This is a genomic window from Streptomyces sp. P9-2, assembly GCF_051903975.1.
GTDB lineage: Bacteria > Actinomycetota > Actinomycetes > Streptomycetales > Streptomycetaceae > Streptomyces > Streptomyces cellulosae.
Window position 1 is genome coordinate 2,997,690 of record NZ_CP192633.1, and the last position, 18,190, is coordinate 3,015,879.

At 73.5% G+C, this 18,190-nt stretch carries 15 protein-coding genes, 1 other RNA gene and 1 pseudogene; 10 read left to right on the top strand and 7 right to left on the bottom strand.

Annotated features, from left to right (window positions below; translation table 11 throughout):
• Window positions 1-231: 231 nt before the first annotated feature.
• The gene (locus tag ACQY0Z_RS13770) at window positions 232-1,968 is read right to left on the bottom strand and encodes an MFS transporter (RefSeq protein WP_439812334.1); all 1,737 of its coding nucleotides are present in this window, start codon (window positions 1,966-1,968) and stop codon (window positions 232-234) included.
• Between the two features lie 233 nt (window positions 1,969-2,201).
• Between ACQY0Z_RS13770 and ACQY0Z_RS13775 the strand changes: the two genes are divergently transcribed.
• Window positions 2,202-3,635, top strand: coding sequence for an MFS transporter (locus tag ACQY0Z_RS13775; protein ID WP_381725357.1), 1,434 nt, complete (start codon window positions 2,202-2,204; stop codon window positions 3,633-3,635).
• A 510-nt stretch (window positions 3,636-4,145) separates the two neighbouring features.
• Window positions 4,146-5,015, top strand: a complete 870-nt coding sequence (locus ACQY0Z_RS13780) for a MaoC/PaaZ C-terminal domain-containing protein (RefSeq protein WP_439812335.1) — start codon at window positions 4,146-4,148, stop codon at window positions 5,013-5,015.
• Window positions 5,016-5,104: 89 nt separating this feature from the next.
• Here ACQY0Z_RS13780 and ACQY0Z_RS13785 read toward each other — a convergent pair whose 3' ends face one another.
• Both ACQY0Z_RS13785 and ACQY0Z_RS13790 read right to left on the bottom strand, forming a co-directional pair.
• On the bottom strand, window positions 5,105-5,263 hold the full coding sequence (locus ACQY0Z_RS13785; protein ID WP_189904329.1) for a hypothetical protein: 159 nt from the start codon (window positions 5,261-5,263) through the stop codon (window positions 5,105-5,107).
• Between the two features lie 97 nt (window positions 5,264-5,360).
• Window positions 5,361-6,593 carry a hypothetical protein gene (locus ACQY0Z_RS13790; RefSeq protein ID WP_347226320.1) on the bottom strand — a complete coding sequence of 411 codons (1,233 nt, stop codon included), beginning with the start codon at window positions 6,591-6,593 and terminating at the stop codon, window positions 5,361-5,363.
• A gap of 212 nt (window positions 6,594-6,805) precedes the next feature.
• On the opposite strand from ACQY0Z_RS13790, the gene ACQY0Z_RS13795 reads away from it, so the two are divergent.
• Genes ACQY0Z_RS13795 through ACQY0Z_RS13805 form a run of 3 tightly spaced genes read left to right on the top strand, consistent with a single transcriptional unit; the run spans window position 6,806 to window position 10,048 of the window.
• Window positions 6,806-7,666, top strand: coding sequence for a Nif3-like dinuclear metal center hexameric protein (locus ACQY0Z_RS13795; protein ID WP_254586506.1), 861 nt, complete (start codon window positions 6,806-6,808; stop codon window positions 7,664-7,666).
• A complete protein-coding gene (locus ACQY0Z_RS13800; RefSeq protein ID WP_189904411.1) occupies window positions 7,663-8,406 on the top strand; it encodes a CT398-like coiled coil hairpin domain-containing protein in 744 nt (247 codons plus the stop codon). Before ACQY0Z_RS13795 ends, ACQY0Z_RS13800 begins: the two co-directional genes overlap by 4 nt.
• A 25-nt stretch (window positions 8,407-8,431) precedes the next feature.
• Window positions 8,432-10,048 carry a bifunctional RNase H/acid phosphatase gene (locus ACQY0Z_RS13805; RefSeq protein ID WP_439812336.1) on the top strand — a complete coding sequence of 539 codons (1,617 nt, stop codon included), beginning with the start codon at window positions 8,432-8,434 and terminating at the stop codon, window positions 10,046-10,048.
• Between the two features lie 205 nt (window positions 10,049-10,253).
• Here ACQY0Z_RS13805 and eda read toward each other — a convergent pair whose 3' ends face one another.
• The 4 genes from eda to ACQY0Z_RS13825 form a co-directional block, all read right to left on the bottom strand.
• Window positions 10,254-10,904 carry a bifunctional 4-hydroxy-2-oxoglutarate aldolase/2-dehydro-3-deoxy-phosphogluconate aldolase gene (gene eda / locus ACQY0Z_RS13810; protein WP_347226318.1) on the bottom strand — a complete coding sequence of 217 codons (651 nt, stop codon included), beginning with the start codon at window positions 10,902-10,904 and terminating at the stop codon, window positions 10,254-10,256.
• 68 nt (window positions 10,905-10,972) lie between these two features.
• Entirely contained in the window at window positions 10,973-11,755 is a 783-nt protein-coding gene (gene yaaA / locus ACQY0Z_RS13815; RefSeq protein WP_439812337.1) for a peroxide stress protein YaaA, read from the bottom strand.
• Between the two features lie 27 nt (window positions 11,756-11,782).
• Window positions 11,783-12,424 carry a hypothetical protein gene (locus ACQY0Z_RS13820; protein ID WP_189904320.1) on the bottom strand — a complete coding sequence of 214 codons (642 nt, stop codon included), beginning with the start codon at window positions 12,422-12,424 and terminating at the stop codon, window positions 11,783-11,785.
• Window positions 12,421-13,176: a MerR family transcriptional regulator gene (locus ACQY0Z_RS13825; protein WP_189904317.1), complete on the bottom strand. Its 756-nt coding sequence runs from the start codon at window positions 13,174-13,176 to the stop codon at window positions 12,421-12,423. The genes ACQY0Z_RS13820 and ACQY0Z_RS13825 overlap by 4 nt, the downstream gene beginning before the upstream one ends.
• A 108-nt stretch (window positions 13,177-13,284) precedes the next feature.
• On the opposite strand from ACQY0Z_RS13825, the gene ACQY0Z_RS13830 reads away from it, so the two are divergent.
• From ACQY0Z_RS13830 to ACQY0Z_RS13850, 5 genes and pseudogenes are all read left to right on the top strand, one after another.
• Window positions 13,285-14,118, top strand: coding sequence for an AraC family transcriptional regulator (locus tag ACQY0Z_RS13830; protein WP_189904315.1), 834 nt, complete (start codon window positions 13,285-13,287; stop codon window positions 14,116-14,118).
• Between the two features lie 82 nt (window positions 14,119-14,200).
• A pseudogene (locus tag ACQY0Z_RS13835) lies at window positions 14,201-14,920 on the top strand (DMT family transporter); the annotation flags it as partial.
• Between the two features lie 112 nt (window positions 14,921-15,032).
• Window positions 15,033-15,437, top strand: an RNA gene (gene rnpB / locus ACQY0Z_RS13840) — RNase P RNA component class A.
• Between the two features lie 603 nt (window positions 15,438-16,040).
• The gene (locus tag ACQY0Z_RS13845; protein WP_439812338.1) at window positions 16,041-16,163 is read left to right on the top strand and encodes a hypothetical protein; all 123 of its coding nucleotides are present in this window, start codon (window positions 16,041-16,043) and stop codon (window positions 16,161-16,163) included.
• A 148-nt stretch (window positions 16,164-16,311) separates the two neighbouring features.
• Complete coding sequence (locus ACQY0Z_RS13850; RefSeq protein ID WP_439812339.1) at window positions 16,312-18,189, top strand: ATP-dependent nuclease; 1,878 nt, start codon at window positions 16,312-16,314, stop codon at window positions 18,187-18,189.
• Window position 18,190: the final 1 nt, after the last annotated feature.

Consider the following 18,190-nt stretch of genomic DNA (forward strand, 5'->3'; position numbering starts at 1 on the left):
CCGCCGGGGGCCCGGCGCGCGGTTTCCCGCGGCGCGGGGCGGTTGTGGTGCCGCCCGGCGTCAGGCCGGCCGTCTCCGGACGTAGACCAGGTCGGGAGCCCGGTGTCCCGGCGGCCGTGCGCGGGGAGGCGCCGACGGGCGGCCGAGGCGCCGGCCCTCCCGGGCAGCGGGGCCCCGGCGGTCCGGCCTCCGGACCCGCGTGTCGGGCGGCCGCCGCCGGGCCGGCGGCCGTCACGCCGTGACCGTCTCCGGCGGCAGTGACAGGTCGACGGCGACGCAGTCGCCCGCCCCCGTGTGGGTCGCCGGGGCGGCGAGGGGGCCGTGGCCCGGGGCGCGGGCGGCCAGGACGTACGGGCCCTGGGCCGGGACCGTGACGGCGTAGGTGCCGTCGGCCGCGGAGACCGTGGCGCCCGCGCGGCGGCCGTGCCGGTCGATGAGGGTGACCCGGGCGCGGGCCACCGGCGCGCCGGACGCGTCCAGCACCCGGCCCCGGAAGCCGCGCAGCGCCTCCCGCGCACGCTCCAGGTTCGCCTCCTCCTCGCTGCTCGCCCGCAGCTGCGGACGGACCGACGGACGCCGGCCGGGCAGGAACAGGGCCAGCACCAGGCCGACGGCGACCGCCGCCGCGGCGATCCCGAACGAGACGCGGAAGCCGTGCAGCGTCGGCACCGTGACCCCGCCCACCACGTCCGAGGTGTTCGCCAGCACCATGCCGATCACGGCGCTGGACACCGACGTGCCGATGGAGCGCATCAGCGTGTTGAGGCCGTTCGCCGCGCCGGTCTCGGAGGCCGGGACCGCGCCGACGATCAGCGCGGGCAGCGAGGAGTACGCGAGTCCGATGCCCGCGCCGAGCACCACCGAGGTGACCACGGTCTGCCAGGCGGCGCTCATCAGCCCGAGCCCGCCGCCGTACCCGGCCGCGATCACCAGCAGGCCGATGATCAGGGTGACCTTGGGGCCGTACCGGGAGGACAGCCGCGCGTACACCGGCGCCGTGAACATCATCGTCAGGCCCAGCGGCGCCACGCACAGGCCCGCGACCACCATCGACTGCCCGAGCCCGTCCGACGCGGTGGGCAGCTGGAGCAGCTGGGGCAGCACCAGGGAGACCACGAAGAAGGAGACGCCGACCATGATCGAGGCGAGGTTGGTGAGCAGCACCTCACGGCGGGCCGTGGTGCGCAGGTCCACCAGCGGCGCGGCGACACGCAGCTCCATCAGCCCCCACAGCAGCAGCACCACGGCCGCCGCGCCGAACAGGCCCAGCGTGGTGCCGGACGTCCAGCCCCAGTCGCTGCCCTTGGAGACGGGCAGCAGGAACAGCACCAGACCGGCGGTCAGACCCAGCGCGCCCGGCAGGTCGAACGAGCCCTTGGCGCGCAGCGGCGACTCGGGCACGACGGCCAGGGTGAGGGCGATGGCGATCACGCCCAGGCCGGCCGCGCCGAGGTAGAGGGCGTGCCAGTCGGTGTGCTGGGCGACCAGCGCGGCGGCGGGCAGCGCCAGACCGCCGCCGACGCCGATGGAGGAGCTCATCAGCGCCATCGCGGAGCTGAGGCGTTCGCGCGGCAGCATGTCCCGCATCAGGCCGATGCCGAGCGGTATCGCGCCCATCGCGAAGCCCTGGAGCGTACGGCCGGCGATCATCACCAGCAGATCGCTGGTGAACGCGCTGACCAGCGCGCCCACCACCATCACCGAGAGGCTGGCGACCAGCATCCGCCGCTTGCCGAAGAGGTCGCCGAGCCGTCCCATGATCGGGGTGGCCACGGCGCCCGACAGCAGGGTCGAGGTCAGGACCCAGGTGGCGTCGGCGGGCGCGGTGTCGAGCAGCCGCGGCAGGTCCTTGATCACCGGGACCAGCAGGGTCTGCATCACCGCGACGACGATGCCCGCGAAGGCGAGGACGGGGACCACCGCCGCGCCCGCTCTGCCGGAGGGACGGACGGGCGTCGTCTGTGTCATACGGGGTGCCTCCAGGCGGCCGAACGGCAGGTACGTGGACCGTGAACCCCGTGCGCCGAGGCAACTATTCCGTTGTTTCGACCCCCTAACGATTTCTTGACCGTTCCTTGGAGGTCCGCAGACCGGCCGCCCGGCCGCGCAGCCGGTGTCTCCACCGGTCCGGGGATCGGTCCGAGGGAGGAGACGAAGGTCGGGCGAGATGCCGATGCGGGCCGCGCGCGGCGGTTGAGAGCATGACCCTCATGCTCGAAGCCCCCGACACCACCCGCGTCCCCGCCCGCACCGCACCGCCCGTATGGCTGGTGGTGGCGCTCGCCTGCGCCGGCCAGTTCCTCGTCGTCCTCGACATCTCCGTGGTCAACGTGGCGCTGCCGTCCGTACGCGGCGGCCTCGGGCTGGACGAGCAGGGCCTGCAGTGGGTGGTCAACGCGTACTCCATCGCGTTCGCGGGCTTCATGCTGCTCGGCGGCCGGGCCGGCGACCTCTACGGGCGCAAGCGGATGTTCCTCGTCGGACTCGGGCTGTTCACCCTGGCCTCGCTGGCCGGCGGGCTCGCCCAGGAGGGCTGGCAGCTGCTGGTGGCGCGGGCCGTGCAGGGGCTCGGGGCGGCCGTCCTCGCGCCCTCCACGCTCACCCTCGTCACCTCGGCGGTCCCGGAGGGCGCGGCCCGTGCCCGCGCCATCGCCACCTGGACCGCCGTCGGCGCGGGCGGCGGCGCGGCGGGCGGCTTCGTCGGCGGGGTGCTCGTCGAGACGCTGTCCTGGCGCTGGGTGCTGCTGATCAACGTGCCGGTCGGCGCGGTCGTGCTGGCCGCCGCCGCCCGCTGGATCACCGAGAGCCGCGCCGGGGACGGCCGCCGCCTCGACCTGCCCGGCGCCGTCCTCGTCACGGCGGGCCTCGCCACCCTGGCGTACGGGGTCTCCCAGACCGAGCAGGCCGGCTGGACGGCGATGTCCACCGTGGTGCCGCTGTGCGCCGGGCTCGCCCTCGTCGCGCTGTTCCTGCTCGCCGAGGCCCGCGCCAGGTCCCCGCTGATGCCGCTCGGGCTGCTGAAGCTGCGGTCGGTGGCCTCCGCGAACGTCGCCATGTTCCTCAGCGGCTCCGCGATGTTCTGCATGTGGTTCTTCATGACCCTGTACGCGCAGAACGTCCTCGGCTACACCCCGCTGGAGGCCGGACTCGCCCTGGTGCCCAGCTCGGTCGCCGTGATCGTCGGCTCCAAGGTCGCCCCCTGGCTGATGCGGGCCACGGGACCGCGCGCGGTGGCCGTGCTCGGCACGCTCGTCGCGACGGCCGGCTTCGCCTGGCAGTCCACGATGACGGCGGACGGCGCGTACCTCACCGCGATCATGATCCCGGGCGTCCTGATGATGCTCGGCGCGGGCCTCGCCGGCACCCCGCTGGCGTCCCTCGCCACGTCGGGAGCGGCCCCCGAGGAGGCCGGTCTCGTCTCCGGCCTCGTCAACACCTCCCGCACGATGGGCGGCTCCCTCGGCCTCGCGGTCATGGCCACGATCGCGGCGGCCCGCACGAACGGGGCGGACACCCCGGAGGCGCTGACCGAGGGCTACGCCCTGGTCTTCACCACGGGGGCCGTCGTCCTGGCGGCCGGGTCGCTGCTGATGTTCGCGTGGCTGCCGCGGACGCGGACGGGGCGGACGGGGTGAACCCGCGGTTCGCGCGACTGTCGGCGCCCCAGCCCCGCGTCGGGCGGGCGTCGGGCGTCAGCCGGGTGTGCGCCGGGCCTGGCCCGGGGTGTGATCCGCGCCCGGGTCACAGCCACCCCGCTGCCGCGCCTCCGTGGGGTGTGCGTGGCGCCCCGCTCGGTCGCCGGCGCCTGCGCGGGCGTCGTGTGCCGGAGCCGGCCGGGGCGGGGCGCCGGGCATGTGGGCGGGGCGCCCGGTACGCCGCCGAGCGGGCGCCGCCGCCATCGCCCGGTGGGCGTCGCCGGGCCGACCGGGCCGTGCGCCGGGTGTCCGTCCCGCGTCGGGCGTCAGCCGGGTGTGCGCCGGGCCCGGCCGGGTGCGGTTCCCGTCGACGGCAGGCCGGGCCCGGCGCCCGCCGACAGAGCCGTCCGTACGGTCCGCACCAGTGTGGATGTCCCGGGTCCTGCGGCTGACCCGGAGCCGTACGCCGGGCTATACAGGGTCCGGACCACCCCCGCGATCAGGAGCGACATGCCCCTCGACACCGCCCGCGCCCTCGCCGCCGCGCCCCGCACCACCGAGATCTCCTGGACCCCCGAGGACGTCCAGCTCTACCACCTCGGCATCGGCGCCGGCGTCCCCGCCACCGACCCCCGCGAACTGCGCTACACCCTGGAGTCCCGCCTCCACGTCCTGCCGAGCTTCGCCACCGTCGCGGGCGGCGGACCGCCCGGGGTGATCGCCGCCCTGTCCATGCCCGGCGTCGACGTGGACCTCGCTCACGTGCTGCACGGCGGCCAGTCGCTCCGCGTGCACCGCCCCCTGCCCGTACGGGCCACCGCCACCCGCACCGACCGCATCACCGCCGTGCACGACAAGGGCAAGGCGGCCTTGCTGGTCCTGCGCAGCGACGCCGCCGACGCGGACGGCCCGCTGTGGACGGCCGAGGCGCAGGTGTACGTACGCGGCGAGGGCGGCTGGGGCGGCGACCGCGGGCCCTCGGCGGGCGCGCCGGAGGAGCGGGGCGCCCCCGACCTCACGGCCGAGCGCCCCGTACGGGAGGACCAGGCGCTGCTCTACCGCCTCACCGGCGACCTCAACCCCCTGCACGCCGACCCCGAGTTCGCGCGCCGCGCCGGTTTCGACCGCCCCGTGCTGCACGGCCTGTGCACCTACGGCATGACCCTCAAGGCGGTCGTCGACTCGCTCCTCGACGGCGACGTCACCCGCGTCCGCTCCTGGACCGCCCGGTTCGCCGGGGTGACGTACCCGGGCGAGACACTGCGGATCCGGATGTGGCGTGGGGACGGCACCGTACGGGTGGCCGTGGGCGCGGTGGAACGCGGGGAGGCGCCCGTACTGGCGGGCGCGACGGTGGAGCTCAGCGAGAAGGGAGCATGAAGACGACCCCGACCGTCGACGACGGTCGGGGTCCGTGCTTTCCGTTCCACCCGCGGAGGGCGGGACCGGCCGACCTGGGTCGGCGGCGGTCACTCCCCGCGGTCGTTCTCCTGGGTCGGCTTGCGGTGCCGGCCGCGCGGGGACGTCTCCGCCTCCTGCGTGGAGACCGGTCCCCGGTGCCTGCCGTGACCCGCGGCGACCTGCTCGTGCTCGACGGGCCGCGGCTCGTGCGTGATGACGTCGCTCATCGGAAGGATTTCACCCCGTAAACATGATCTTTCCTACAGCCGGGCGAGTCTAACCGGCCCACCGCACCCCGGATCCAGGCGGCCACGCCAACCGCCACTAGTTCGTTACAAGCCGTCCGAGGGGTGCTTGCTGAAGGGGCACGGGACGCGGCGCGTCGGCCAGGGAGTTGAGGTGATGAACGGTCATCTCCGTTTTACCCGTGGGTAGTTGACCGCTGTACTGATCACCGGTCGGGGGTGATGATTCCGCGCCCTCCGCGTCCGGCGCGGCGCCGTCCCGGGAGCCGTCCTCCGGCCGCCGTTCCTCACCCGGCATCGTCAGCGTCGCCACCCCGCACGGCACCGCGCCGGAGGAGTACGGCAGCCGCAGCGCCCCGTCCGCCGTCCACAGTCCCGTGCCGGTGAGCCAGCCCGCCGGGGCCGGGACATGGTGGACGCGCCGCTCGGCGGGACGCCACAGCCCGATCCAGCCGGCGCCGTCCGCCCCTTCGACGTGCAGCGCCACCGCGCACCCCTCCGGGGTCAGCATCTGACCCGGCTGCACCGCGAACGGCGTCACCGTGCGGACCGGCAGCCGCAGGCACTCGGGGAACCGCACGGGCAGCGTGCTGCCCAGCACGCCCCAGCCCAGCCGCGGCCGGCCCGGGGAGGGCGCGTCCGAGCGGATCAGCAGCAGACCGCTGTCCGGGTCGGCGAGCAGCACCCGGTCGTCGCTGCCGGGCGCGATCTGCAGCAGCGGCGACACCTCGCCGCCGCGTCCGAGGTCGACCACCACCGACTTGGTGCGTCCGCCCGACTCCCGGTCCAGGGCGAGCATCCGCCCCTCGCGGTCGAGCCACGCCCCGCCCGAGCAGCCGCCGGGGATCTCCGCGACCCGCTCGGGCCCGGACGCGCCGCCCGCCACCAGCCACACCGCCGCGCTGTGCCGTCCCGCGGCGAGGGCGTACGCACGGCGGCCGTCCGGGGCCGGGGGCAGCAGCCGCAGCCGGGTGCCGTCGCCGGCGTGGTCGACCGTGCCGAGCGGCAGCTCGCCGGTGCCGGGGCCGGTCGGGTACAGCAGGGAGAAGGCGTGCCGCCCGTCCACCAGCCGGTGGATGAGGACCCGGCCGTCGGCGAGGGGCTGCACCTCGGTGCCGGGCTCCTCGGGCTGGTTGCCGGGCAGCGGCACCGCGTACGGCTCGGGGCCGTCCAGGGTCCAGCGCTCCGGGAACAGGGAGTCGCCGGCGAGGGCCAGGCGGGCGGCGTAACAGCCGTCCGCGGTGATGGTGCAGCCCGCCCGTCCCGCTCCGTTCTCGTGTGCCGCCGCAGGTTCGATGGCGCAGACCGTCATCTTTCGGTCACCTCCGGTGACGAACGGTAGTTTTCGCGGACGGAGGCGGCGGAGCGGAGGAGCGCGCTTCACACGTAAGGGTGCTCCAGGAACGATTCTGCTGAGGATGCGCGGGGAGTGTGCTCCGTGGGTGCGGCGCTCCGCCCGGCGGGCGTCCCGGCGGTACCCGGATCCGGTACTGCCGTGCGAAAGGGGCAGGTAGCCTTGGCGGCGTGCCCCGTCTGTCAGAAGTCATCGCCGCGCTGGACAACCTGTGGCCCGCCGAGCGGGCCGAGTCCTGGGACGCGGTCGGCACCGTCGTGGGCGACCCGGACCAGGAGGTCACGCGCGTCCTGTTCGCCGTCGACCCGGTCCAGGAGATCGTCGACGAGGCTGTGAAGCTCGGCGCCGACCTGCTGGTCACGCACCATCCGCTCTATCTGCGCGGCACGACCACCGTCGCGGCCTCCACCTTCAAGGGCCGCGTGGTGCACACGCTCATCAAGAACGACATCGCGCTGCACGTCGCCCACACCAACGCCGACACCGCCGACCCGGGAGTCTCCGACGCCCTCGCCGGCGCGCTCGATCTCAGGGTCGTACGGCCGCTGGTGCCGGACCCCTCCGACCCCGAGGGGCGGCGGGGACTGGGCCGCGTGTGCGAGTTGGACACGCCGCTCACCGTGCGTGAGTTCGCGGCCCGCGCAGCCCAGCGGCTTCCGGCCACCGCGCAGGGCATCCGCGTCGCCGGCGACCCCGACGCACCGGTGCGGACGGTCGCCGTCAGCGGCGGCTCCGGCGACAGCCTCTTCGACCACGTCCGGGCCGCCGGCGTGGACGCCTTCCTCACCGCGGACCTGCGCCACCACCCGGCGTCGGAAGCCCGCGCCCACAGTCCTCTCGCGCTGCTCGACGCGGCGCACTGGGCCACCGAGTGGCCCTGGTGCGAGCTGGCCGCCGCCCAGCTCGACGAGATCTCCGACCGTCACGGCTGGGACCTCAGGGTCCACGTCTCGCGCACGGTCACCGACCCCTGGACCGCCCACGCGGCGTCGTCCGGTGCCACCACCGATTCATCTGGAGCCCCCAACTGAACGCCGAGCCCGCCGACCAGATCCGACTTCTCGACGTCCAGGACCTCGACGTCCGCCTCCAGCAGCTCGCGCACAAGCGGAAGTCGCTCCCGGAGCACGCCGAGATCGAGTCCCTGAACCGGGACCTCGCCCAGCTGCGCGACCTGCTCGTCGCCGCGCAGACCGAGGAGAGCGACTGCGCGCGCGAGCAGACCAAGGCCGAGCAGGACGTCGACCAGGTGCGCCAGCGCGCCGCCCGCGACCAGAAGCGCCTCGACTCCGGCGCCGTCTCCTCGCCCAAGGACCTGGAGAACCTCCAGCGCGAACTCGCCTCCCTCGCCAAGCGCCAGGGCGACCTGGAGGACGTCGTCCTCGAGGTCATGGAGCGCCGCGAGTCCGCCCAGGAGCGGGTCGCCGAACTGACCGAGCGCGTCGGCTCCGTCCAGGGCAAGATCGACGACGCTACCGCCCGCCGGGACGCGGCACTGGAGCAGATCGACGGCGAGACCGCGTCCGTGACGAAGGAGCGCGAGGTCGTCGCCGCCTCGGTGCCGGCCGCGCTGCTGAGCCTCTACGACAAGCTGCGCGAGCAGCAGGGCGGCATCGGCGCGGCCAAGCTGTACGCGCGCACCTGCCAGGGGTGCCGTCAGGAGCTGGCCATCACCGAGCTGAACGAGATCCGCGCCGCCGCCCCGGACACCGTGGTGCGCTGCGAGAACTGCCGCCGCATCCTGGTCCGCACGGCGGAGTCGGGACTGTAGGACCTACGGCAGGGGATCGAGTCCGATGCGGGAGTTCGTCGTCGAGGCGGACGGCGGGTCACGGGGCAACCCGGGGCCTGCCGGTTACGGGGCCGTGGTGAGCGACGCGGCGACGGGGGAGACCCTGGCGGAGGCCGCCGAGTACATCGGCGTCGCCACCAACAACGTCGCCGAGTACCGGGGCCTGCTGGCCGGCCTGCGCGCCGCCCGCGACCTCGACCCGGAGGCCCGGGTCCACGTCCGCATGGACTCCAAGCTCGTCATCGAGCAGATGACGGGACGCTGGAAGATCAAGCATCCGTCGATGAAGCCGCTCGCGGCGGAGGCCGCGACGGTCTTCCCGCCGGACCGGGTCACCTACGAGTGGATCCCTCGCGAACGCAACACCCACGCGGACCGGTTGGCCAACGAGGCGATGGACGCGGGCGCGCGGGGGGAGGCGTGGTCGCCTGCGGACAGCCGCGCCGACTTGGACACCCCGCCGGCGGCCCCCGCCGTACCGGTGCCTGAGGGTCCGCCCGGGGACGCTGCGGCGGGGGCCGCGCGGGTGCGGGAGGCGCCGGCGCCGGCGGGCAGCGCTGCCGTGTCCGGTGAGCCGGAGTCGGAACGGCGTCCCGCGGCCGAGGGCGCCGCCGCGACCGGCGGTGCGGGGACGGCCCGGGGCCGCGGCATCGAAGACGCCTCCGGTGAAGGGACGGTCGTCGAGCAGGGCGCCGGTGCGCAGGGCTCGGCCGTGTCCGGTGAGCCGGAGTCGGAACGGCGTCCCGCGGCCGAGGGCGCCGCCGCGACCGGCGGTGCGGGGACGGCCCGGGGCCGCGGCATCGAAGACGCCTCCGGTGAAGGGACGGTCGTCGAGCAGGGCGCCGGTGCGCAGGGCTCGGCCGTGGACCGTCCGGTGACGGACACCTCCGCGCGGGACGCCGCTGCCGGACTCGGCGGAGCAGCGCCTGCCGACGCCGACCGGCGGGCCGCGCAGGCCGTCGCCACTCCCTCCTCCGGGTGGGCGCCCGCCGACATGGGCGCGCCCGCCACCTTCGTGCTGCTGCGGCACGGCGAGACGCCGCTCACCCCCCAGAAGCGGTTCTCCGGCAGCGGGGGCAGCGACCCCTCCCTCTCCGACATCGGGCGCGAGCAGGCCGAAAAGGTCGCCGCCGCGCTCGCCCGGCGCGGCACCGTGCAGGCGGTCGTCGCGTCACCTCTCGCCCGTACCCGCGAGACCGCCCGCATCGTCGCCGCCCGGCTCGGGCTCGACGTGGCCGTCGAGGACGGGCTGCGGGAGACCGACTTCGGCGCCTGGGAGGGCCTCACCTTCGGCGAGGTGCGTGAGCGGTACCCCGATGACCTGGACGCCTGGCTGGCGTCCCCGGACGCCCAGCCCACCGGCGGCGGCGAGAGTTTCGCGGCGACGGCCGCCCGGGTCGCGGAGGCACGCGACAAACTGGTCGCGGAGTACCGGGGCCGCACGGTCCTGCTGGTCACGCACGTGACCCCGATCAAGACCCTGATCCGACTCGCCCTGGGCGCCCCGCCCGAGGCGCTGTTCCGCATGGAACTGTCCGCCGCCTCGCTGTCCGCCGTGGCGTACTACGCCGACGGCAACGCGAGCGTCCGGCTGTTCAACGACACGTCGCACCTGAGGTAGGGCCTGTCGTCCGCATCGGGCCGGCTGCTGGACGCGGTGCGTCTTTGGCCGAGCCGAGCGGGGTCCTCGCCCGGGCACAGCCGACAACGGCGGCGGCAAGCGACGGCGACGCCGCTGGGGCGCTGTCCACGCGGTGAAGGGCAGTGGGCGAGTGGGCGCCTGACCCGCGACACCTGGATGACTCGGGTGAAAGGCCCCGGACGGGCTACAGCGCCGCCGCCTCACGAGCCAGCCGCTCCACGCGGTCCCAGTCACGGGCGGCCACCGCGTCCTCCGGCAGCATCCAACTCCCGCCGACACAACCCACGTTGGGCAGTGCCAGGTACTCCGGGGCGGTCTCCGGGCCGATCCCCCCGGTGGGGCAGAAGCGGGCCTGCGGCAGCGGTCCCGCCAGGGACTTCAGATACGCCGTGCCGCCGGCCGCGCGCGCCGGGAAGAACTTCATGTCCCGCACCCCTCGCTCCAGCAGCGCCATCACCTCCGACGCCGTGGACACCCCCGGCAGGAACGGCACCCCGGCCGCCCGCATCGCCGTCAGCAGCGCGTCCGTGCACCCCGGGCTGACCAGGAACCGCGCCCCGGCCGCCACGGCGTCCGTTACCTGCCCCGGCGTGAGTACCGTCCCCGCGCCGACCACGGCGCCCGGCACCTCGGCGGCGATCGCCCGGATCGCGTCGGGCGCGGCCGGGGTCCGCAGGGTCACCTCGATCGCGGGCAGCCCGCCCGCCACCAGCGCCCGCGCCAGCGGCACGGCGTCGGCGGCGTCCTCGACCACGACCACGGGCACCACGGGGGCGAGCCCGAGCACCGAGAAGGGGACACCGGGCACGCCGGACGACGGCAGGGGAGCGTTCATGGCGCTCATCCTGCCGTCGGCGCGCATCCTGCGCAAAGGTCGTTGCGGATGTTGCAACGAGAGCGCGGTCAGTGGATCTCGTCCACCAGGACGTCCAGCGCCCACGCCGCCCCCGCCCGGGGCGGCGCTGCCGCCTCCACCACGTACCCGAGGTCCCGCAGCGCCTCGACCAGCTCCGCCGGCCCCTCCGGCACGGCCCCGGCCGTCAGCAGACTCCGCACGATCCGCCCCTTGGTCGCCTTGTTGAAGTGGCTGACCACCTTCCGGGTCGGCGCGTGCAGCACACGGACCGTGGCCGTCCGCCCGGCCACCTCGCCCTTCGGCTTCCACGCCGTCGCGTACGCGGCCGAGCGCAGGTCGAGGACCAGCCCTGACCCCGCCGCCTCCGGCAGCACGTCCGCCATCGGCGCCCGCCAGTACGCGCCCAGCGCGCCCAGACCGGGCAGTTTGACGCCCATCGAGCAGCGGTACGAGGGAATCCGGTCGGTCACCCGGACCGCGCCCCACAGCCCGGAGAACACCAGCAGCGACGCTGCCGCCCGCCGCTTCGCCGCCGCGTCGAGGGAGGCCAGGTCGAGGGCGTCGTACAGCACGCCGGTGTAGATCTCCCCGGCCGGACGGGCCCCGGCGGTGCGCAGCTCACGGTTCTTCGCGACCTCGCCCCGCAGACCCTCGCTCAGCCCGAGCACCTCGCGCGCCTTGTCCTCGTCGCCGGAGCAGAGGTCGACCAGCTCGGTGAGAACCTCCTCCCGCGCGGCGGTCAGTCCCGGCAGCGACAGGGACTCCGTCCGCAGCGGGGCACCGCGGCCGGAAGCGGCCTTGCCTTCGGACGGCGGCAGCAGGACAAGCACAGGTACTCCTTCGATCGAGCTCGCCTGTCAGGGTACGGCGTGGCCCGCGGGCCCCTGCGGGGCGGCGGTGAGCGCCCGTACCAGGCCGTCCGCGTCGTCGGCGTGGAGGCGGACCACGCGCACGTCCCGGACGCGCCCGAAGAACGACCGGTGCGGGACCGCTTCCACGAGCTCCACCGTCACGGTCGTCTGCGAGCCGACGGCGAGGTTCAGCTCGCCCTCCGCCGTGGCGTGCGTCATCCGCAGCTCACGCCGGACGGACGCGATCCGCCCCCGTGGTATCCGCAGATCCACGTGGACGGCCCGGCGCACGCGCAGCCCGTCGGGGGTGACGACGTGCGGGCGTACGGCGGAGGCGGCGTACAGGGCGACGACGAAGACGACCGTGTACACGTCCAGGAACAGCACCACCGCGTGCAGCGTCGGCCAGTCGCCCAGCAGCGCCGACATCGCGACGGTCTCCACGACGCACACGAACGCGAACCCGAACATCATGGCCGCCTCGCCGCGCGCGTACCCGAACGCCGTGCCTCCCGCACCCGTCCCGTGCGTACGCCGCGCCAGCCACAGCACGAGGCTCGCCATCAGCCGCGCCTCGTGCCGCACCAGCGCCCACCCCACGCGCACCGCCGCCCCCACCGCGCCCTCTCCCTCCGTCCGCCGGCTCATGCCCGCCCCTCCGCGACGATCCGCAGCGCCCGCCGGAAGGCCTCCCCCTGGGCGGGGGCGAAGTCCGCGTACAGGGCGGCCAGGAAACTGTTGCTCTCGTCGAGGACGGCGTCCTCGGGCAGCAACGCGGCCGGTACGCACTCCGCGAGCGCACGGGCGGCCTCGTCGACCCGTGGGTCGTCCGTGCCGACCCCTTCGAGCTCGTCGAGCAGCCGGTACACGGTCATGGCCCGTTCCGTCCCGCCCGGCGCGTCGACCACCCCGCTCATCAGGCCCATCAGCCGTTTCCGCTCCTCCGGCGGCGCGGACGTCTCGATCAGCGCGAGGATCTCGCGGTCCTTCGCGGCCATGGGGGAGTCGGTCAGGTGGGCGGTGCCACGGAACAGCGCGGCCAGCTCCGGCGACACCGGGCCCTCCGCCGGCGTCCCGCCCTCCGGCTCCAGCAGCGTCCGCAGCCGCGCCCGCCGCTCCCGGACCGCCTCCTCCTGCCGGGTCAGGTCCTCGTCCAGCTCCGCCAGCACCTCGGCGAGATCCTTGCCCGCGTCGTCCGCGAGCACGTCCCGCACCTCGGCGAGGCCGAGCCCCAGCTCGGTCAGCCGCCGGATCCGCGCCAGCACGACGGCGTGCCGCAGGGTGTAGTCCCGGTACCCGTTCCCGAGCCGCTCCGGCTCCGGCAACAGCCCGAGATGGTGATAGTGCCGCACGGCCCGCGTGGTCACCCCAACCACCGCGGCCAGCTCTCCGATCCGCATGCCCCCAGTAGAAACGTTGACGTCGCGGCAGGGTCAAGCGGCGACGCACGCGCCGCCCTGGACACCGCCGACTTCCTCTGATCCCCTGAGGGGCGGGGGTGTGGCGGCATGGGGGACGGGCGGGAACAGGCCAGGTGGACCAGGGCTCGGCTGGGGCGGTGCGGGCCCGCGCTGGATCTGCTCACCGCGCGGTTCGCCCGGCACGAGTACGCGCCGCACGCGCACGACGAGTACACGGTCGGGGTCACCGTCGGCGGCCTCGAGACGATCGCGTACCGCGGGGGACGCATCGTGTCCGGGCCCGGCTCGATCGTCGTCCTGGAACCCGGCGAGATGCACACCGGCGGCCCAGCCGCCCCCGAGGGCTACGCCTACCGCGCCCTCTACGCCGCCCCCGCCCTGCTCGGCGACGGCACCCTCGGCACCGCACTGCCGTACTTCCCCGACCCCGTCCTGCACGACCCGGAGCTGGCCGCCGCCCTGTGCCGTACGCACACCGACCTCAGCGCCCACCCCGACCCGCTGGAGGCCGAGTCGCGCCTGCCCTGGCTGCTCGCCGCGCTGGCCCGCCGCCACTCCACGTCCCGCGCCGACGACGGCGCCCTCCCCGGCGCCCGCTCCGTCGCCCTCACCGTCCGCGACCGCCTCGCCGACGAACTCCTCGCCCCGCCGTCCCTGGCCGACCTCGCCGCCGACCTCGGCCTCTCCCGCTACCAGCTGCTCCGCGCGTTCCGTACGACGATGGGCGTGCCGCCGTACGCGTGGCTCGCCCAGTACCGGGTGGCGCGGGCGCGCGCCCTGCTGGACGCCGGGGTGCGGCCGGCCGAGGCGGCCGTCCTCGTGGGCTTCGCCGACCAGGCGCACCTCACCCGGTGGTTCCGCCGCGTGCTCGGCGTGACCCCGGCGGCGTACCGCAACAGCGTTCAAGACGCGGGGTGCTGAGCGGGCGGACACTCCTCCCATGACTGCACGCGGCTGGTTCCTGTTCTCCCTGATGGGAGTGGTCTGGGGCATCCCCTATCTGATGATCAAAGTGGCGGTGGACGAGGTGTCCCCGTCGGGCGTCGTCTTCGCCCGCTGCGCCGTCGGCGCGCTCCTCCTGCTCCCCTTCGCCCTGCGCCAGGCGGGCCTCGCCCGGAACCTGCGGGCGCACTGGAAGCCGATGCTGGCGTTCGCGGTCATCGAGATCGTCGGCCCCTGGTACACGCTGACCGACGCCGAACGCCACCTCTCCAGCTCCACGGCCGGCCTGCTGATCGCGGGCGTCCCGATCGTCGGCGTGCTGCTGTCCCGCGCCTTCGGCCGGGCGGAGTCGCTCGGCCCCCGCAGGATCGCGGGCCTGGCGCTCGGGCTCGGGGGAGTGGCCGTCCTCACCCTTCCCCACCTGACCGGCGGCGACGCCCTCTCCCTGGCGGAGGTCCTGGTCACGGTCGTCGGCTACGCGACGGCCCCGCTGATCGCCGACCGCCACCTCAAGGACGTCCCCACGCTGCACCTGATCACGCCGTGCCTGGCCCTGGCCGCCCTGGTCTACGCCCCCGCCGCGATCGCCTCGCGTCCCGCGTCCCTCCCCACCCCGGAGACCCTGGCCGCGCTGGCCGCCCTCGGCGTCGTCTGCACGGCGGTGGCGTTCGTCGCCTTCCTGGAACTGATCAAGGAGGCGGGCCCGATCCGGGCCTCGGTGATCACGTACGTCAATCCGGCGATCGCGGTGGCGGCCGGCGCGTTCTTCCTGGACGAGGCCCTGACCGCGACGGTGGCGGCCGCCTTCCTCCTCATCCTCACCGGATCGGTGCTGGCCAACGCGCGGGAACGGAAACCGGCCGGCCGGCGGGTACCATGGTCGGTACGGCAGACGAGCCGGGCGGACGGCCGCGTGGAGTCCCCTTGAGGGGCTCCCCGAGGAACGTCCGGGCTCCACAGGGCAGGGTGGTGGCTAACGGCCACCCGGGGTGACCCGCGGGACAGTGCCACAGAAAACAGACCGCCCGGCGCTTCGGCGCCGGGTAAGGGTGAAACGGTGGTGTAAGAGACCACCAGCGCCTGGGGTGACTCAGGCGGCTAGGTAAACCCCACCCGGAGCAAGGTCAAAAGGAGCGCCGTGAAAAGCGCTCTGCGCGGACGTTCGAGGGCTGCCCGCCCGAGTCCGCGGGTAGACCGCACGAGGCCGGTGGCAACACCGGTCCTAGATGGATGGCCGTCGCCGGCGGGACCGCGAGGACCCGCCGGAACAGAACCCGGCGTACAGCCCGACTCGTCTGCCGCCCCTTATTTTCGCAGGTCGGATGCCACCTTCCCGGCGTGGTCAAGTCACCCGGGTCGATTCCGGGTCGAATTCGAACCGGGCACGGGGGAGACAAGCTGAAGATGTACGCCGTGTACTGCCCGTCTTGTCGCATCCATAAGGGATGGACGGGGTGTTTTGGGTACCGGGCAGTTCCATAGAGCAGTCGAGGATGGCTGTAAGACCCCATCGCTCGACCGGGAAATACTGTCCGACATGTCGCCTCGGCGCGCCCTCGCCTGTAGCAAGCCGACATCTGGGTCTTGGAGGGCGAAGGCAGGGCGGCGGTTGCACGCCTGGCGTACTCTCCTGGCCGGTGAGGTTTCACGGGGGAGGGGGAGAGCGCGTCCGAGTCGGCTCTTACTGCGTCACCCAGGGTGAAGCTGCGTTGCCGTCGCGGTGAGAGCGGCGTGCTGACTCCCCTTCCCTCACGACCGACCAGCGGCACTCAGTGGCGGGGCTTCACCTGCTTCGTGCTGCGGTGCGCCGGCGAAAGCCTTGGTGCAGCCATGACCGTATCGAGCGGAATCGGTTCGCCAATGTTGCGGACCCGGTACCGTTCTCAAACCTCAAGGGCTCCGTGCCGTTCGAGGTGGCCCGCTCCCTGTTATGGGATCTGATGTACGACGATGATCTGGGGCGCCGGTACTTTCCGGGCCTGGTCGTGCGCGAAGCCGGGGAGATCACTGCGGTCGGCTGCTGACACCCGGATATCAGCGAGCACGTTTCCCTCTTCGGGGTGTACGTGACTCTCGTATGCTTGCGCCACGAGCCGCCATGGGTGGGGCACTTGAGGCGGCTGTTGTCGCCTGTGCTGTGCAGGGGTGCGGGCTTGTCCGGGGGGAGCTTCGGTGTACCTGGCACATGTGCGGGCCGAAAATTTTCGGATCTTCGGCCCGGTGCCGCAGCGGCAGGGAGACGACGACAAGTCGCTGCGAATCGACTTCGGCCCGGGCATCAGCGTGCTGGTGGGGGAGAACGACAGCGGGAAGACAGCGATCGTCGACGCGATCCGGCTGTGCCTGCTCACGACGGCGGCTGACTTCTACCGCATCACCAAGGACGACTTCCACGCGGGACGCAACGGACGGGTGGACACGTTCACCATCACATGCGTGTTCCGGGGTCTCACCGTTCAGGAACAGGGAACGTTCCTGGAGCTGGTCACCACTGAGGAGAGCGGTGAGACGACTCTCTACGTCACCCTCAAGGCGCAGTTGATGGATCCGCTGCGGTCGAACCGAGTGTCGGTCACCACACGGACCGGGCCCGACGGCAAGGGGCCTGCGCTCGACGGCGCAGCCCGGGAACTGCTCAAGGCCACCTATCTCAGACCCCTGCGCGACGCCGAGGCCGAGCTGCGCTCCGGTCGCGGATCACGGCTGTCGCACATCCTCGCCAGCTACCCCGCCATCGCCAAGCAGACCGAAAACGACTTCGACGCAGACAACGACACAGCGACGACGCTGGTCGGCATCCTCAGCAGGGCCGAACACCACATCAGCGCCAACACCGCTGTGGCGGAGGCGCGCGACGCCATCAACACCGACTACCTGGAGAAGTTCTCGATCGGCTCCGACGTCCTGCGCGGAGAAATCGGAGTCGCCGGCGACGCCACCCTCCCCCGCGCACTGGAGCGGCTGGAACTGAAACTGTCCACGGGAGTGGGCGGAGCGGAGGAATGGACCAAGCGAGGACTCGGATACAACAACGCCCTTTTCATGGCAGCCGAGTTGCTGCTGCTCGGCAACAGCGAGACCGCGCCGCTCCTGCTGATCGAGGAACCCGAGGCTCATCTCCATCCCCAGCTCCAAAGCCGGGTGATGGAACTCCTGCAAGAACGCGCCGAGGAATCCAGCCCGCGGGTACAGGTCATCCTCAGCACACACAGCCCCCACCTCGCCTGCGCCGTACCGGTCCAGCACCTCACCCTCGTGGCGCGCGGCAAGGCCTTCAGCCTGGCCCCCGACTGCACACAGCTGGAGGCCGGCGACTACGCCTTCCTCTCCCGCTTCCTCGACGTGACCAAGGCGAACCTGTTCTTCGCACGCGCCGTCGCCATCGTCGAGGGGGACGCGGAAGCTCTGCTGCTGCCGGCTCTCGCCCACGCAACCGGCCGATCCTTCAGCCGAGCCGGCGTCAGCGTGGTCAATGTTGGACACACGGGCCTGTTCCGTTACAGCCGCATCTTCCAGCGCAGCGGTGAGCAGATCCCCGTCGCCGTCGCCCGCATCCGCGACCGGGATCTGGTCCCGAAAAACACCCCGAAAGACATGCGCGGCGAACTGCGCAGCTCGGACGAGATGACCCCAGCGGAGATCGCCGCCCACCTCGTGCTCTTGAAGGCCGGGGACAGCGGCAACGTCCAGACCTACGTATCCGACCACTGGACTCTGGAGTACGACCTGGCGGCCGCGTCTTGGCCACTGGCCACCGTCATGCACCAGGCGATCCAGTGCGCCCGCATCTCTGAGCGGTCATGGCCCGCAGCAGACAAGCTGGACGAGACCGAGCGGCGAGCAACAGGCGAGGTCAAGGCCTGGGAAGCGGAAGGCATTGGGCTGCCCGAGGTCGGCTTGCGCGTCTACCGGCCCCTGCGCATGAAGAACGCGAGCAAGGCCATCGCCGCCCAGCACGCGGCTCGCCTGCTGAAGAACGTCACGCTGACGGACGACGATCTGCCGCCCTATCTGCGCGATGCCTTCAGCCACCTTTGCAGCGGGGCGTGAC